The sequence below is a fragment of the Actinomadura sp. NAK00032 genome, assembly GCF_013364275.1.
Lineage (GTDB): Bacteria > Actinomycetota > Actinomycetes > Streptosporangiales > Streptosporangiaceae > Spirillospora.
On the sequence record NZ_CP054932.1, the window covers coordinates 920997 to 935241 of the forward strand.

Below are 14245 nucleotides of genomic sequence, written 5' to 3' on the forward strand. Positions count from 1 at the left end.
CGGGAGGAGATCCACCGATATGCCCGACGAGAACGGTCTGTCCGAGGAGAACGCCCTGTCCGGCGAAAACGCTGTGTCCGGCGAGAACGCCTATGAGACCGTCGACCTGCGGATCGAGGAACGCGTCGCCTGGCTGACGCTGAACCGGCCGGAGAAGCTCAACGCGCTGACGCCCACCACCATGACGGAGCTGCGCGACATCTTCCGGAGCATCGACGACGACGAGGACGTCTGCGTGGTCGTGCTGCGCGGCGCCGGCGAGCGCGCGTTCTGCGCCGGGATGGACCTGGCCTGGTCGGAGAAGCTGACCCCGCGCGAGCGGATCGAGCAGGGGCGGCTCGGCGAGAAGACGTTCGCGATGATGGAGCGGCTGTCGGTGCCGGTGATCGCGGCCGTGCACGGGTACGCGGTCGGCGGCGGCCTGGAGCTGGCGCTCGCGGCCGACTTCATCATCGCCTCCAGCGACGCGAAGATGGGGCTCGTCGAGATCACGCTGTCGGCGCGCCCGCCGTTCCGGCCGAAGATGACCGAGGACGGCGACCCCGACCAGCCCGAGTTCGGCGGATCCGCGCCCGGGTGGGGCGGGGTGAAGCGGCTGCCGGACCGGATCGGCAAGGCCCGCGCCAAGGAACTGCTGTTCACCGGCGCCCGCATCGACGCCGACCGCGCGCTCCAGCTGGGCCTCGTCAACGACGTGTACCCGGCGGACGAGTTCGACAAGCGGATCGGCGAGCTGGCCGAGCGCATCGCCGCGATGAACCGCTACAACCTGCGTCTCGTCAAGGAACTCGTCACGTACGGCTACGACTGGATCGAGCCGCACCCGAGCTAGGCCGGCTGGGCCGGGCTGGGGCAGGACTTTCGGTCGTAGGGCTAGGAGGGCCAGTGCAGATCTATCGCATCGATCACGTCGCGCAGGTGACGCCCGACCTCGACGCGCAGGTGGCGCTGCTGGAGGGGTTGTTCGGGTTCCGGCGCGTCCGGAGCTGGGACAACCCGGGCGAGGGCGTGCGCGGCACGCGGCTGGAGATCCCGGGGAGCCGGGGGCAGGCATGGGAGGTCGTCGCGCCGTCCGGTGACGGTTCGTCCTTGCAGACGTGGCTGGACGAGCACGGCGGGCGTCCCGGGCTGCACCATGTCGGCGCCGAGGTTCCCGACCTCGAAGCCGTCCAGGCGGACTTCGAGGTGCGCGGCATCAAACCGACGGACGGGGCGCGCGGGCGGTGGCTGGAGGCGTCGCTGAGCCCGCCCGAGCACGGGCCGGGGGTGCTGTGGCGGCTCCGCGGGCCGGGCAGCCTCGACATGTGCGGCGACTCGTCCGACGCCGCCGTGCTCGGTGGGCCGGGGGCCTCGGAGTCGGGGGCCTCGGAAGGGCCGTCGCTCGGCGTCGTGGCGCTCGACCACATCTGCCAGGCGTTCCACGACCGCGACGTGCTGGCCGGCTGGTACCGCGAGCTGGCCGGGTTCGTGCAGGTGTGGCGGACGCCGGACGACGAGCACCCCGACATGGCCGACCTCGTCCTGAACATCCCCGGCTCGGCCATCTGCTGGGAGGTGATCATGCCGCGCGGCGAGGACTCGTTCATCGAGCGGTTCCTCGCGAAGGGCGGCCCCGGCGCCCACCATGTCACCTTCGAGGTGGACGACTGGGACAAGGCGATGGCCGCCTGCGAGCACCACGGCACGCCCACCTTCGACGACGAGGACGGCGTCACCGACGGCGCGGCCTGGAAGCACACGTTCATCCACCCGAAGCACACCGGCGGCGTCCTCGTCCAGCTGTTCTGGGAGGAGCGGCCCGGGGTGTGGGTGCGCTCGGACAAGGTGCCGCCGCGATGGACCTGAGCCTGACCGAGGACCAGGAGCTGATCGCCTCCACCGCCCGCGAGGTCCTGGCGTCCCGCGCCGAGACCGCCGGAGCGCGGGCGATGGACGGCGACCCGGCCGGCTACTCGGCCGCGCTGTGGAAGGAGATGGTGGAGCTCGGCTGGACGGGCCTCGCCTTCCCCGAGGAGCACGGCGGCGTGGGCGGCGACTTCCTGGACGTGTGCCTGCTGTTCGAGCAACTGGGCTACGCGCAGGTTCCGAGTCCGTTGCTGGTGTCGGTCGCTTGCTGCGGGCTGCCGGTTGCGCGTTTCGGGACACCGGAACAGAAGGAGCGCTGGCTGCGCGTCATTGCGGACGGTCAGGTCGTCACTGCCGCGCCCTTGCCTTGGGACCGTCCGGGGGAGGGGCCCGTTGCGGTGCGGGATGGCGACGCCTTCGTGGTCAGCGGGACGGCCACGTTCGTGCCGTACGCGGCGTCCGCTGAGAACATCCTGGTGGTGGCGCGGCTCGACGATGAACCGCATGCCTTCTGGGTGGACGCCTCGGACGTCGCGCTGCACCCGGTGGAGACGATCGGCGCCGACCGTCCGTGTCATGTGGAACTGGACGGCGTCCGGGCTTTGGACGTTCTCGGGCCCGATGCGGCGAAGGCCGTTTCGCTGTTCGGGGCGGCGGCGACATGCGCGGAAATGGTGGGCGCGGCGCAACACGTCCTGGACATGACGGTGCAGTACGCGACAGAGCGCGAGCAGTTCGGACAGGCCATCGGGTCTTTCCAGGCCGTCCAGCACCATTGCGCGAACATGGCGATCGATGTGCTGGGGTCGAGGTTCATCGCGTACGAAGCCATCTGGCGGCTGTCGGCGAACTGGGACGCCGGGCAGGAAGTGGCGATGGCGAAGGCGTGGGTGAGCGAGGCGTACGAGCGGGTGTGCGCGCTGGGTCATCAGGTGCACGGGGCCATCGGCTTCACCCAGGAACATGACCTGCACTTGTTCTCCGAGCACGCGATGACGGCGTCCCTTTCGTTCGGTGACGCCGACCTGCACTACGAGAACCTGGCCGCAGACCTCCACCTCGACTGAGGGCAGACGGAAAGCCCGGCCGGACCTGCCCCCCGGCCGGGCTTTCTGTGCGTGCTGTATCGCTGGTTGGCGACAGTGGATGGCTGATCGATTCGTTCGACGTTTCTGCTCGGCCGGTTGCGCTCTGGTGAAATCGCTCAGGGTGTGCGCATGGCTGAGGTCTTTTTTCTACCGATATTAGTGCGGCTCGGGTGGTGGACGGCTGAGGTGACCTTCCGAAGGCGGCCACGCCCGTTTCTGTTTCCGCCGGTTGCTGTCACGTTGGTTGCTGTAGTGGGCTGGGGAATGTCTTTTACGTGTCAGGTTGGTGCGCGGTGCGCTCTGCCCGCGCTTCGCGCGGACGGTGGCGGCGGGGCCGATCGTGGTCGGGGACCGCGCGCGAAGCGCGCGCGGCTGGGCCGAACCACGCGCAGCCCTTTCGATAACGACACTCCCCAACCCCACTACCGCAACCAACGTGACCTCAGCCGGTGGCGGGCGGAGGTGTGTGCACGTGCCCGCAGGGGCCACCGCAACTGTCCACCTGCAGCAACCACACTCACCCGATAAAGCCGTGCTCAGCCACAGCCGACCGTTGGATGATCACAAAGCGGCAGGAGCGTCCTTTCGACAGCCGGATGCCGGATGCCGGAAAAGAATCTTGATGGCATTTTGCGTCATGTCCAAAATGCCTGCAATGTAACTGGAGAGGTGTCATATAATTGAGTCGAGGAGTTGAAGGGAGGTGAATCACGATGCCGGCGGTTGTAGAGATGGTCGAAATCATGAGCGACAGCGACCAGCGGGAACGGAAACCGGAATCGAAACGCGAATGGGAAGATCGAGAGTGGTTCCCTCCCGGCCCGCAGCTCGCGGTCTGCCTGTCCGGCGGAAAAGAGCGCCTGGCGGATCTGACCGATGACGAACTGCTCCAGGTGGCCGCCGCCGCGCGCCGCCAGACCTCCTGGGCGCAGGCCCGGGAGTTGGCCGCCCTCGCCGAATTGTCGCGGCGCCGCACCGACGCCGAAGACGACGGCGACCCCGACTACCGCATCCTGTCCGCGCACGAGTCGGTCACCGAAGAGGTCGCCGCCGCGCTGACAGTCACGGGCAATACCGCAGCCACCTTGGTCCACCTGGCCGGGCGCCTCGCAGGCCCCCTGGCGGCGACGGGCAGCGCCCTGGAGACCGGTCGGATCGATCTGGCAAAAGCCCGTGTCATCTGCGACGCCGCCGACAACATGCCGGACGAGGTCGCCGAACACCTCGAAGCCGCCGCGCTGGAGAAGGCGTCCGACCAGACCACCGGCCAGCTCCGCCGCCGACTCAAGCGGATCGCCAACCGGCTGGCCCCGGCCGCCGCAGAGGAACGCAAGCGAGAAGCCGTCCGCAACCGGCGGCTCGAACTGTGGAACACCCCGTCCGGAACGACGGATCTGGCCCTGTGCGACCTCGCCCCTGAGGACGCCCACGCCATCTACAACAAGATCACCGCCGCCGCCCACGGCATGAAGCAGGACGGCGACACCCGCCCTCTCCCTCAGCTCCGTGCCGACCTGGCCACACTCCTCCTCTCCGGCACCGAACTCCCCACCGCCATCCGGACGCTGTTCACCCAGCCCGGCGTCCACCCATCGCCCGCGGCCGCTGACCCGAAACCAACGGCGATCGTCGCCGAACCGGCCGAGCACCCGGTTGTTCGCGACCTCGCAGCCATGGTCGAGCAGAGACTCGCCCACGTCCGCGCTCGGGTCCCTCGGCGTGCACTCCCCGCCGCGATCGCGGCCGCCGTGCAGCGCATCCACGACCAGCTCGCCGACGCGCGGGATGCGGTCTGCCAGGCAGGAGACGAGGTCCACGGCCGCCCCGGCTACCGTCCGTCGGCCGCGATGCGCCGCGAAGTGCTGGCCCGCCACACCATCTGCGTGTATCCCAGCTGCAACCGGGACGCGCACCGCTGCGACCTCGACCACACCATCCCGTGGCGCCCCGGAACCACCTGCCGCTGCAACCTCGCCCCGCTCTGCAGACGCCACCACCGCCTCAAACAAACCCCCGGCTGGACGCTCCACCAGATCTGGCCAGGGCTCATGCTGTGGACAACCCCGTCCGGCAACTGGCACATCGTCCGCCCAGACCGGCTGTAACCACCGCCACCACAGAGCCAACCCATCGGACGACCCGTACCGCCCCGGCCCGCCCGGGCACAGCGATATGCCAGCCCGATGCGCCGCACCTCGTCCCTCTCCGCACCGTGACGACCACACGGGGCCAGCCCTTCGGACGAGTCGTACCGCCCTGGTCCGGCCCGCTGAGCGAGATGCCCTGGCCGATTTGCCGCACCGCCGTCTCCGTCGGCTCGGCAATGTCACGGGTGATCGCGTGGAGCGTGTGGCAGCGATGGCCTAGCCGGATCAAGGCCGACGGAGGGCTAGTCCGCCGGCGAGGCTGATCATCGCGGCGCCGGTCGTACGGTCGAGGAGGCTGCGGGTGCGCGCGGTAAGGCCGGAGAGGGTGGCGCCGATTCCCGCGTACGCCAGCGCGGCTACGAACTCGACAGCGATGTAAGAGGTCCCCAGGGCGAGCAACTGGAGCCACACGGCGCCCGTCTCGGGCTCTGTGAACTGGGGCAGGAAGGCGGCGAACAGGAGCAGGGCCTTGGGGTTGGTCAGGGCCACTCAGAACTCCTGACGGATCAGCTCCCAGCGGCCCCGCCGTCCCGGTTCGGTCTCGGCGGGTCGGTGCTTGATCAGCATCCGAGCGCCCAGGTAGAGCAGATAGGCGACGCCGCACCACTTGACGGCCGCGAACGCGGGCTCGGACGCCAGCAGCAGGGCGCTCAGGCCGGCCGCGGTCGCCAACACCAGGGTGAAGAACGCGGTGAGGCGTCCGGCCAGGCCCGCAACGGCGTCGCGGGCTCCCTGCTGCGCCGCATTGCGCAGCGACAAGAGCTGGTTGGCGCCCGGCGTGATCGCCATGACGGCGGCGGCGGTGAGGAAGGCGTGCCAGTGCATCGTCCATCCCCTTCCCGTGACCGGCGGCCTCAAGGCCGACTTCGAGACACGTCCTAGGTCGTTCCATGCCCACCCCGGTGCGAAGGCCGGCGGTGGTGCCTGTGTCTCGTCGTGGAGCCGCTTCTGCCCTGCGTTCGCCCTGCTCCGCCTCCTCTTTGGACCGTTACGGCTATGCCCGCCTGCCCTTCGGACGAGCCGTACTGTTCTGGTTGTGTCGGTTGGGCGACATGTTTGGGCTGGGCTGTTGTGCCCGTCGCCTCTGGCAGCTCGGCCATGTTGTGGGGTGGTCGCGTGGAGCGTGTTGGAGCGATGGCCTAGGTCGTTCCATGCCCCGCGTTCGGCGTGAGCGTCGGCGCTGGCGGCCGCGTCCTGTCGCGGATCCGCTTCTGCACCCCGCGTTCGCCGCCCAGCCCTGCGGTCGGTCGCCGTCACTGGGTGACCACGGTGTTTGCGCTGGTCCGAGTTCGGTCGGATTGGGTGATCACCTGTGTGTTGGAGGGGGTGCGCGTGTCGTGACGGCCACGTGGGCGAGTGGGAGGCCGCGGCCTGGAGGTGGTGTGGCGGAGGCTGGTCGAGGTCGAGCCTGCCCATCGGTGGCGTGAGGTGTGGGTGGGGGGCGAGAGGTGGTGGAGCCTGTATCTGTAGAGGTGGACGAAGGGGATAAAGGGGGCGGGGTGCGTCGTGGGTGAGGTGGTTGAGCTTTGTGGGAGAGAGGCGGAGGTTGCGGCGGTTGCGGGGATGCTCGCCGGGGCGCGGGGTGGGGAGAGTGCGGTGCTGGTGGTGCGGGGAGAGCCGGGGATTGGTAAGACGGCGCTTCTTGACCACGCTGCTGTGACGGCCGGGGGCATGCGCGTCGTTCGCGGAACGGGGGTCGAGTTCGAGGCGGAGTTGCCTTACTCGGGGCTCCAGTTGCTGTTGCGGCCGGCTGTGGGTGGTCTTTCTGCGCTGCCGGCTCCGCAGCGTGAGGCACTGGAGGTGGCGTGCGGGCTCAGGGCGGGGGGTGGGGCTGATCCGATGCTGGTGGGGCTCGCCGTGTTGTCCCTGCTCACCGACTTCGCGGGTGCGGACGGGGTGCTCTGCCTGGTCGATGACGCGCAGTGGCTCGATCGGGCCTCGCGGGACGCGCTGTTGTTCGCCGCCCGGCGCCTGCGGGCAGAGGGTGTGGTCATGATCTTCGCCGTCCGGGACGGGGAGGGTGCCTTTCCTGCGGCGGGCCTTCCGGAGTTGCGGCTGGGTGGGCTGTCTCCGGAGGCGGCCGCCGCGTTGCTCGACCGGTCTCCGCTTGCTCCCGTCGTGCGTTACCGCTTGCTGTCTGAGGCGGGTGGGAACCCGTTGGCGCTGCTGGAGTTGCCAGTCGCGCTGGCCGCTGAAGGTGATGCGGCGTTCGCGCCGGGTGCTCTGCCGTTGACCGACCGCCTGCGGCTGGCCTTCCACGGGCAGGTCAGCCGGATGCCGGAGGCGTGCCAGAGCGTGTTGCTGACGGCGGCGGCCGAGGAGTCCGGGGAGGTGGCCGTGATCCTTCGCGCCGCTGCGGCGCTGGGGGCGACCGTCGAGGCTCTGGCCCCGGCTGAGGAGGCCGGCCTGGTGCTGCGGGGGGATGTTGAGGGCACGATCCGGTTTCGCCATCCGCTGGTCCGGGCTGCGGTCTACCAGCGGGCGCTGCTTGGGCAGCGGCTCGCTGTTCACCGTGCGCTCGCCGAGGTGCTTGACGCGCCCGAGCAGAGTGATCGGCGGGCCTGGCATTTGGCGGCCGCCGCCACCGGTCCTGATGAAAAGGTCGCCGTGGTGCTGGAGCGTGCGGCCGTTCGTGCTCGGGAGCGCAGTGGTCATAAGGCTGCTGCGGCCGCGTATGAGCAGGCCGCTCGGTTGAGTGTTGGGGCGGAGGCTCGGGCGCGCCGGGAGGTCCTGGCGGCGGAGGCGGCCCTGGAGGCGGGGGATCTGGAACGGGCCAGTGTGTTGGGGACGAGCGCGTCCCGGAGGCTGGAGCAGGATCCGGTTGGGAATGCACGGATTGCGGCGGTGCGGGCGCACGTGGACTTCTGGCAAGGGTCTTATGCCGCCGCGCACCGGGCGCTCGTTGATGGTGCTGCGGTTGTTGGGGATGTGGATCCGGATCGGGCTGCCGCGTTGCTCGTCCAGGCCGTGCATCCGTCCTGGTATCTGGGTGAGGGGGTGCTCGCGGGGACGCTGGAGCGGTTGACCGCGCTGGCATTGGACGGGACGAGTCCGTTCGCGCCGATCGGTCTCTTTCTGGCTCATCTTGATCGGGGGCATGCCGGGCGGCCGCCGTCTCTGGGGGACACGCTAGAGGTGGTGCGGCGGCGGGTTCCCGATCAGGTGTTGATGATCCTTTGCGGTGCTGCGCTCGCGCTGGGGCAGGACGCTGAAGCGCACGCGATGGCGACCGAGTTGGCCGCCGAGCAGCGTGACCGGGGTGGTGCCGGACGGCTGCCGACCGTGCTGTTCTTCGTGGCGGAGGGCGAGGTCTTCACCGGACGCCATCTGGACGCGCTCGCCACGGCGTCCGAGGCCCTGGAGCTTGCGGGTGACACCGGGCAACGGCAGTGGGTCGGCCAGTTCAGCAGCGTGCTCGCCTACCTCGACGCGGCGCGGGGGCTGGAGGACGACTGCCGCCGCAACGCCGAGGAGGGCCTCGCCGGGGCCGCCGTCGGCGGTGTCTCGCCCGGCGCGCCGTGGGCGCACTGGTCGCTCGGGCTGCTCGACCTCGGGCTCGGGCGCGCCGAGGCCGCGCTCGCCCGCTTCGAGCGGCTGACCCGCGAGCCGATGCGCCATCACATCTGCGCCACCCGTGCCACCCCCGACCTCGTGGAGTCGGCCGTTCGGGTCGGGGCGCCGGAGCGGGCCGTGGAGCCGCTGGAGCGGTTCGAGCGGTGGGCGGAGTCCGTCCGGCAGCCGTGGGCGGACGCGCTCGTGCTGCGCTGCCGCGGGCTGCTGGCCGCCGACGAGCGGGCCGAGGTCTTCTACACCGAGGCCCTGAGCCTGCACGACCGGGACGACCGTGCGGTGGAGTACGCCCGAACCGCGCTGCTCTACGGCGAGTGGCTGCGCCGCGCCCGGCGCAAGGCGGAGGCACGGGGGCGGCTGGAGGACGCGCTGGACGTCTTCGACCGGCTCGGCATGCGCCCGTGGGCCGAGCGTGCCCGCGGTGAGCTGACCGCCACCGGTGTCCAGGACCGGGGTGCCCGGGGCGGCGGCGCGGCCGCTGTGCTCACCCCGCAGGAACTCCAGATCGTCCGGCTCGCGGCGCGTGGCCTGTCCAACCGCGACATCGCGGCGCAGCTCTTCCTCAGCCACCGGACGGTCGGCTACCACCTCTACAAGGCGTATCCCAAGCTCGGCGTCGCGTCGCGGGGCGAGCTGAAGGACGTCGCCGACCTGCTCGGGCTGTGAGAGGCTGCCCACCGTGACGGCTCCTGAACAGGTACTTTCCGGGCAAGTCCTGCCCGTGGACGTCGATGGGGTCCCGGCGGTCGAGCTCGGTCCCGGCGTCCACGTCCGGATGCTTCCGGGCATGCCGGGCATCCGGACGTGGGTGATCGACCTGGACCCGGGCGCCGAATGGCCGGGGCTGGACGTGCACGAGAGCTACGGCGAGGCGTACTTCGTCGTCCGCGGGGAGCTCATCGAGGGGGACCACGTGCACGGGCCCGGCACGTATGTGGCGTTCGGTCCGGGGACGAGCCACCGGCCCCGCACGGAGACCGGTGTGCGCGCCTTCGGGTTCAACTACGACGTCCCGGCCTGACCGGCGGCGAGCGCGTCCCGCATGGCCTTCGCGGCGGGCGCCGGGTCGTAGCCGTCGGGAACGCCCCCGACCATGATGATGTCGCCCTCGATGTGCCGCGAGCGCAGCGGCGCGATCTCCCGGTAGGCGGGCGAGTCCCACCAGGCCCGCGCCTCGGCGATTCCGGGGAAGCCGATCATCACGACGGCTCCGGGCCAGCCGCCCTCCAGCACCTCGTGCGCGGTGAGGTGCACGAGGTAGCGGCCGCCGTACGGCGCGAAGGTGCCGGGCAGGCGCTCGATGTAGTCCGCGATCTCCGGGTGCGGAGGGGCGTCCTGCAAGTGGGCGATGACGTAGGCGGTCACGGTTCCTCCTCGGGGTGCGTGGACGGGGGGGCGGGCCGTCGCGGCCCGCCCCTCGGTGCGGTCAGGCTCCGGCCGGCACCCGGTCGAGGAAGCCGAGCACCTGGCGGATCCGCCCGTCCTCGCCGATCACCGCGACGTCGAAGCCGATGACGACGGGCTCGCCGCCCTCCGGGCCCAGGTGCCAGGTGAACCGCGCGATGTCGTGGTGGGCGTCCACCGCGCCGCCGAGGCTGAAGACCAGCCCGCCGAACTGCGCCTGGACCGCCGCGATCGTGGCGTCCAGCCCGTCCCTGCCCTGGACGGACGCCAGCGGGTCGGTGTAGACGGCGTCGTCGGCGAAGACGTCCGCCAGGACGGCCCGCCGCGCGCCGGCGTCGGTCTCGTTCCACGCGGCGAGGTAGCGCTGGACCAGCTCGGTGACGTCGCTCATGTGCTTCTCCTTGGTGCGTGCCCTTGCTTGTGATCACCACGCTAGGGAGGCCGGAGAAGCGGGGAATCTGACGTGCTTAGGTACTTTCCGCCCTTAGGTACCTGCGCCCGAGGGCGCCGTGCCCGGCCGGGGGTGGCGCCGGCCGGGCACGGGGCGGGTCAGGTCGGGTAGACGGAGTAGACCATGCGCTTGCCGGGGTGCTCGCCCACGGTCCAGAAGGTGCCGAGCAGCGGGTTGGCGGGGTCGGTGCCGCTCTGCCAGTGCGAGAGGTCCTCGGGACCGATGCTCAGCGGCTGTTTACGGTCGATCACCAGGTTGACGGTGGAGGAGTTCGCCGGCTCGGTGGTGATGAGGTCTCCGGCCGCGTTCTCGCCGTGGCTGCGGCTCAGGTACCAGCGTCCGTTGAAGCGGGTCGCGCCCTGGACGTTGCTGTCCGGCAGCTTGTGCGCCACGTCGGCGTTCCACCGGTAGGCCGTGTCCATGATCAGGTTGTTGTTCGCGTCGAACGCGCCCGAGATCGGCCAGGCGGCGACGCGTCCGTTGGCCTCCCGGTCCCCAGCGCAGTACTCGCCCGCGATGAGGTGGTCGGTGCCGCTGCGGTCGAGGGAGACGTAGGAGAACTGCGGGGACTGGTCGGAGAAGGTGCACGTGGTGCCGGTCGGGGCCGTCCGCGTCCAGGAGCCGATCTGCGGCATGACGTAGCGGTAGCCGTAGCCGTAGTAGGTGTCGCCGTGGAGGCCGACCATGTCGGCGCCGCTCGTGGTTCCGTTCGGGGACGCGCCGAGGTCGTAGATGCGGCGCATGTCGAACATGCGGAAGCCGCGCGCGGTGTCCGCGACGAACAGGTAGTTGCCGTACCAGAGGATGCCGCCGGCGTGCAGCGCCTTGTTGTAGTCGCCGCTGGCGGGGTCCTCGGACACCCGGACGGTGTCGTAGTCGCCGTTGGCCCGCGGGTACACCAGCAGGACATGCCGGTAGGCCCCCGTGCCGGGGTTCATGAAGCTGATGCGGACGCCCTTGACCATGCCGTCGGCGTTGTCGTCGTGGTCGTACCAGCTGACCAGGACGGGCTGGTAGCCGTCGCCCCACTCCTGGTCGGCCTGCATGTCGGCGACGGTCGTGACGCCCTGCGGGTACCACTGGGCGGTGGCGTTGTCGCCGTCGTTGAAGCAGATGCTCCGGTTGAACGTGGGGCGGGGGACGGGGTCCCCGTTGCCGTCGGTGTCCTGGACGGCGTTGGGCTCGCACGCCCCGCCTTGTTCGGCGGGATTGTCGTCGTCCTGCCGGTTCAGGTCGTTCATGATGTTGGTGACGGTCGCCTTGACCAGGGGCAGGTTGTCGGCGCGGGTCTGCAGGTCGGTGCCGTAGGAGTTCGGGCGGAGCTGGAAGTTGGAGAGGGAGAGCTCGTCCGCGTGGGCGGGGGCCTGTAACGCGGTGAGCAGGGGGACGGACAGGGCCAGGGCGGCAAGGGCGGCCAGACTTCGGCGCATGCGCACTCCTCACGGCCGGGCCCGGCCGTGATTCTGGGGGGAGGGGCGGGCTCCGGCCAAGATCGGTTGTCGGCTTGATCAACATGTCACGAATGTCTGGTTTGTACTAGCGGGAAAAGTGATCAGGTTCACTTTCCGGGGCGGACGCGGCATAAGTTTGCGGGATGGACGTTGCCGTAGCCGTCGCCGCGACGCTGGTGGTGACGTGGGTTCCCGTGCTGCTGTGGTGGCGGCGGCAGGGGCGCGGCGGTGATCTGGGCGGGCCCGCGCGGCGGGCGACGTTCGAGATGCTGCACACCGCGTCCCGCGCGGCGCCCGCGTTCCGGGCCGGGCTGACGGAGCAGGGCGCGCAGAAGGCCGCGCGGCACCTGCGGGCGCTGCTCGACTGCCGGGCGCTCGCGATCACCGACGGGGAGCGGCTGCTGGCCTGGGACGGGGAGCACGGGCACCACGCGGACGAGGGGCTCTCGCACGCCGGGGTCACGCTGGGCAACGGGCGCACCCAGGTGCACGACGTGACCTGCGACCGGATCGACTGCCCCATCCGGCGGGTCGTGGTCGTCCCGCTCGCCACCGACGACCGGGTGGTCGGGACGCTGGCGGCCTACGGGGAGGACGTCCCGGCCGGGCTGATCCGGGCGGCCGAGGAGGTCGCGCAGTGGGTCGACGCCCAGCTGGAGCTCGCGGAGCTGGACCACTCGCGGGCGCTGCTGATGGAGGCGGAGATGCGGGCGCTGCGGGCGCAGATCTCGCCGCACTTCATCTACAACTCGCTGACCACGATCGCGTCGTTCGTCCGGTCCGACCCGGAGCGGGCGCGGGAGCTGCTGCTGGAGTTCGCGGGCTTCACCCGGTACTCGTTCCGGCGGCACGGCGACTTCACGACGCTGGCGGAGGAGCTGCGCTCGATCGACCGGTACCTGCTGCTCCAGCGGGCCCGGTTCGGGGAGGAGCTGCGGGTGACGCTGCGGATCGCGCCCGAGGTGCTGCCGGTGGCCGTGCCCTTCCTGTGCCTGCAGCCGCTCGTGGAGAACGCCGTCCGGCACGGGCTCCAGGACAGGTCCGAGCCGGGGGTCATCACGATCGTGGCGGAGGACGCCGGGTCCGACTGCGAGATCAGCGTGGAGGACGACGGCATCGGCATGGACCCCGAGGAGGTGCGGCGGCTGCTCGCCGGCGAGCGCCGCCTGCCGGGCGCGGACGAGTCCGGGATCGGGCTGGCCAACGTGGACGACCGGCTCCGCCAGGTGTACGGGGACGAGTACGGGCTCGCGGTCGAGACGGGCCCCGGCGCCGGGACGAAGGTCATCGTGCGAGTGCCGAAGTATCGTCCGGGCGTCACCGCCTCTTGACGGGAGGCCATCGTGCGGGTGCCGAAGTATCGTCCGGGCGTCACCGCCTCTTGACGGGAGGCCATCGTGCGAGTGCCGAAGTACCGTCCGGGCGTCACCGCCTCTTGACTGTCCCGGCGGGGTTGACTGGAATGTGGCGCACGGCGGAGTGAAGGGGCGATGCGGTGGGCCTGCGTGTCCTTGCGGTGGACGACGAGCCTCCCGCGCTGGACGATCTCGTCCATCTGCTGCGCGCCGACCCGCGGATCGGGGAGATCCACACCGCCCGGGACGGCGCCGCCGCGCTGCGCAAGCTCGACCGGGCCCTCGCCGACGGGCGCCCCGTCGCCGCCGTCTTCCTCGACATCCGGATGCCCGGCCTGGACGGCACCGTGCTCGGCCGCGTCCTCGCCCAGTTCGCCCGCGCCCCGCAGATCGTGTTCGTCACCGCCTACGAGGGGCACGCGGTGGACGCCTTCGAGATCAAGGCGACCGACTACATCCTCAAGCCGGTGCGGCCGGAGCGGCTCGGGCTGGCGATCACGCGGGTGACGGAGGCCGCCGAGGAGGCCGGCTGGACGGACGCCGCCGCCGACCCCGCGCCGGCGGAGCCGGAGCCGATGCCCGTCGAGCTGGGCGGGGTGACCCGGTTCGTCACGCCGGCCGAGGTGCTGTACGTGGAGGCGCAGGGCGACTACGCGCGGCTGCACACGTCCGGCGGCAGCCATCTGGTGCGCATCCCGCTGAACGCGCTGGTCGAGCGGTGGAGCGGCGCCGGGTTCGTCCGGGTGCACCGCAGCCACCTGGTCGCGCTGTCGGCGATCGAGGAGCTGCGCCTGGACTCGGGACGCTGCACGATCCTGGTCGGCGGCACCGAGCTGCCGGTGGCCCGGCGGCATGTCCGGGAGCTGCGCGACCTGCTCGTGCGGCGGGCGAGGAGGGCCCGCTGAGCCCGGGGGAGCGGCGCGAGATCGCGCCG

At 70.9% G+C, this 14245-nt stretch carries 13 protein-coding genes; 8 read left to right on the top strand and 5 right to left on the bottom strand.

The window, feature by feature from the left end; all coding sequences use genetic code 11:
* The first annotated feature begins 19 nt into the window (after positions 1 to 19).
* From HUT06_RS04350 to HUT06_RS04365, 4 genes are all read left to right on the top strand, one after another.
* Positions 20 to 832 (top strand): enoyl-CoA hydratase/isomerase family protein, encoded by an 813-nt coding sequence (locus HUT06_RS04350; RefSeq protein ID WP_176194516.1) that lies wholly within the window; start codon positions 20 to 22, stop codon positions 830 to 832.
* A gap of 53 nt (positions 833 to 885) precedes the next feature.
* On the top strand, positions 886 to 1845 hold the full coding sequence (locus HUT06_RS04355; RefSeq protein ID WP_176194517.1) for a VOC family protein: 960 nt from the start codon (positions 886 to 888) through the stop codon (positions 1843 to 1845).
* Complete coding sequence (locus HUT06_RS04360) at positions 1836 to 2912, top strand: acyl-CoA dehydrogenase family protein (protein WP_176194518.1); 1077 nt, start codon at positions 1836 to 1838, stop codon at positions 2910 to 2912. Before HUT06_RS04355 ends, HUT06_RS04360 begins: the two co-directional genes overlap by 10 nt.
* A 764-nt stretch (positions 2913 to 3676) precedes the next feature.
* Positions 3677 to 5038 (top strand): HNH endonuclease signature motif containing protein, encoded by a 1362-nt coding sequence (locus tag HUT06_RS04365; protein ID WP_176194519.1) that lies wholly within the window; start codon positions 3677 to 3679, stop codon positions 5036 to 5038.
* 267 nt (positions 5039 to 5305) lie between these two features.
* Here HUT06_RS04365 and HUT06_RS43695 read toward each other — a convergent pair whose 3' ends face one another.
* Positions 5306 to 5569, bottom strand: a complete 264-nt coding sequence (locus HUT06_RS43695) for a hypothetical protein (protein WP_217711189.1) — start codon at positions 5567 to 5569, stop codon at positions 5306 to 5308.
* On the bottom strand, positions 5570 to 5905 hold the full coding sequence (locus HUT06_RS43700; protein WP_217711190.1) for a LysE family translocator: 336 nt from the start codon (positions 5903 to 5905) through the stop codon (positions 5570 to 5572). It abuts the gene before it with no gap.
* Positions 5906 to 6595: 690 nt separating this feature from the next.
* Between HUT06_RS43700 and HUT06_RS04375 the strand changes: the two genes are divergently transcribed.
* Positions 6596 to 9316, top strand: a complete 2721-nt coding sequence (locus HUT06_RS04375; protein WP_176201137.1) for an AAA family ATPase — start codon at positions 6596 to 6598, stop codon at positions 9314 to 9316.
* Between the two features lie 55 nt (positions 9317 to 9371).
* Positions 9372 to 9671 carry a cupin domain-containing protein gene (locus tag HUT06_RS04380; protein ID WP_254714975.1) on the top strand — a complete coding sequence of 100 codons (300 nt, stop codon included), beginning with the start codon at positions 9372 to 9374 and terminating at the stop codon, positions 9669 to 9671.
* On the opposite strand, the gene HUT06_RS04385 is transcribed toward HUT06_RS04380, so the two are convergent.
* The 3 genes from HUT06_RS04385 to HUT06_RS04395 form a co-directional block, all read right to left on the bottom strand.
* Positions 9653 to 10015, bottom strand: a complete 363-nt coding sequence (locus HUT06_RS04385) for a DUF1330 domain-containing protein (protein ID WP_176194520.1) — start codon at positions 10013 to 10015, stop codon at positions 9653 to 9655. The genes HUT06_RS04380 and HUT06_RS04385 overlap by 19 nt on opposite strands.
* A gap of 61 nt (positions 10016 to 10076) precedes the next feature.
* A complete protein-coding gene (locus HUT06_RS04390; protein ID WP_176194521.1) occupies positions 10077 to 10445 on the bottom strand; it encodes a nuclear transport factor 2 family protein in 369 nt (122 codons plus the stop codon).
* A 158-nt stretch (positions 10446 to 10603) separates the two neighbouring features.
* Positions 10604 to 11935, bottom strand: a complete 1332-nt coding sequence (locus HUT06_RS04395) for a hypothetical protein (RefSeq protein WP_176194522.1) — start codon at positions 11933 to 11935, stop codon at positions 10604 to 10606.
* Positions 11936 to 12099: 164 nt separating this feature from the next.
* Between HUT06_RS04395 and HUT06_RS04400 the strand changes: the two genes are divergently transcribed.
* Both HUT06_RS04400 and HUT06_RS04405 read left to right on the top strand, forming a co-directional pair.
* Positions 12100 to 13287: a sensor histidine kinase gene (locus tag HUT06_RS04400; RefSeq protein WP_176194523.1), complete on the top strand. Its 1188-nt coding sequence runs from the start codon at positions 12100 to 12102 to the stop codon at positions 13285 to 13287.
* Between the two features lie 164 nt (positions 13288 to 13451).
* The gene (locus HUT06_RS04405; protein WP_176194524.1) at positions 13452 to 14216 is read left to right on the top strand and encodes a LytTR family DNA-binding domain-containing protein; all 765 of its coding nucleotides are present in this window, start codon (positions 13452 to 13454) and stop codon (positions 14214 to 14216) included.
* The last annotated feature ends 29 nt before the right edge of the window (positions 14217 to 14245 follow it).

Excerpts from the sequence above, each read along its gene's own strand:
- HUT06_RS04350 (WP_176194516.1), top strand. The coding sequence starts at position 20 with ATGCCCGACGAGAACGGTCTGTCCGAGGAGAACGCCCTGTCCGGCGAA.
- HUT06_RS04360 (WP_176194518.1), top strand. The coding sequence starts at position 1,836 with ATGGACCTGAGCCTGACCGAGGACCAGGAGCTGATCGCCTCCACCGCC.
- HUT06_RS04365 (WP_176194519.1), top strand. The coding sequence starts at position 3,677 with ATGAGCGACAGCGACCAGCGGGAACGGAAACCGGAATCGAAACGCGAA.
- HUT06_RS43700 (WP_217711190.1), bottom strand. The coding sequence starts at position 5,905 with ATGCACTGGCACGCCTTCCTCACCGCCGCCGCCGTCATGGCGATCACG.
- HUT06_RS04390 (WP_176194521.1), bottom strand. The coding sequence starts at position 10,445 with ATGAGCGACGTCACCGAGCTGGTCCAGCGCTACCTCGCCGCGTGGAAC.
- HUT06_RS04395 (WP_176194522.1), bottom strand. The coding sequence starts at position 11,935 with ATGCGCCGAAGTCTGGCCGCCCTTGCCGCCCTGGCCCTGTCCGTCCCC.
- HUT06_RS04400 (WP_176194523.1), top strand. The coding sequence starts at position 12,100 with ATGGACGTTGCCGTAGCCGTCGCCGCGACGCTGGTGGTGACGTGGGTT.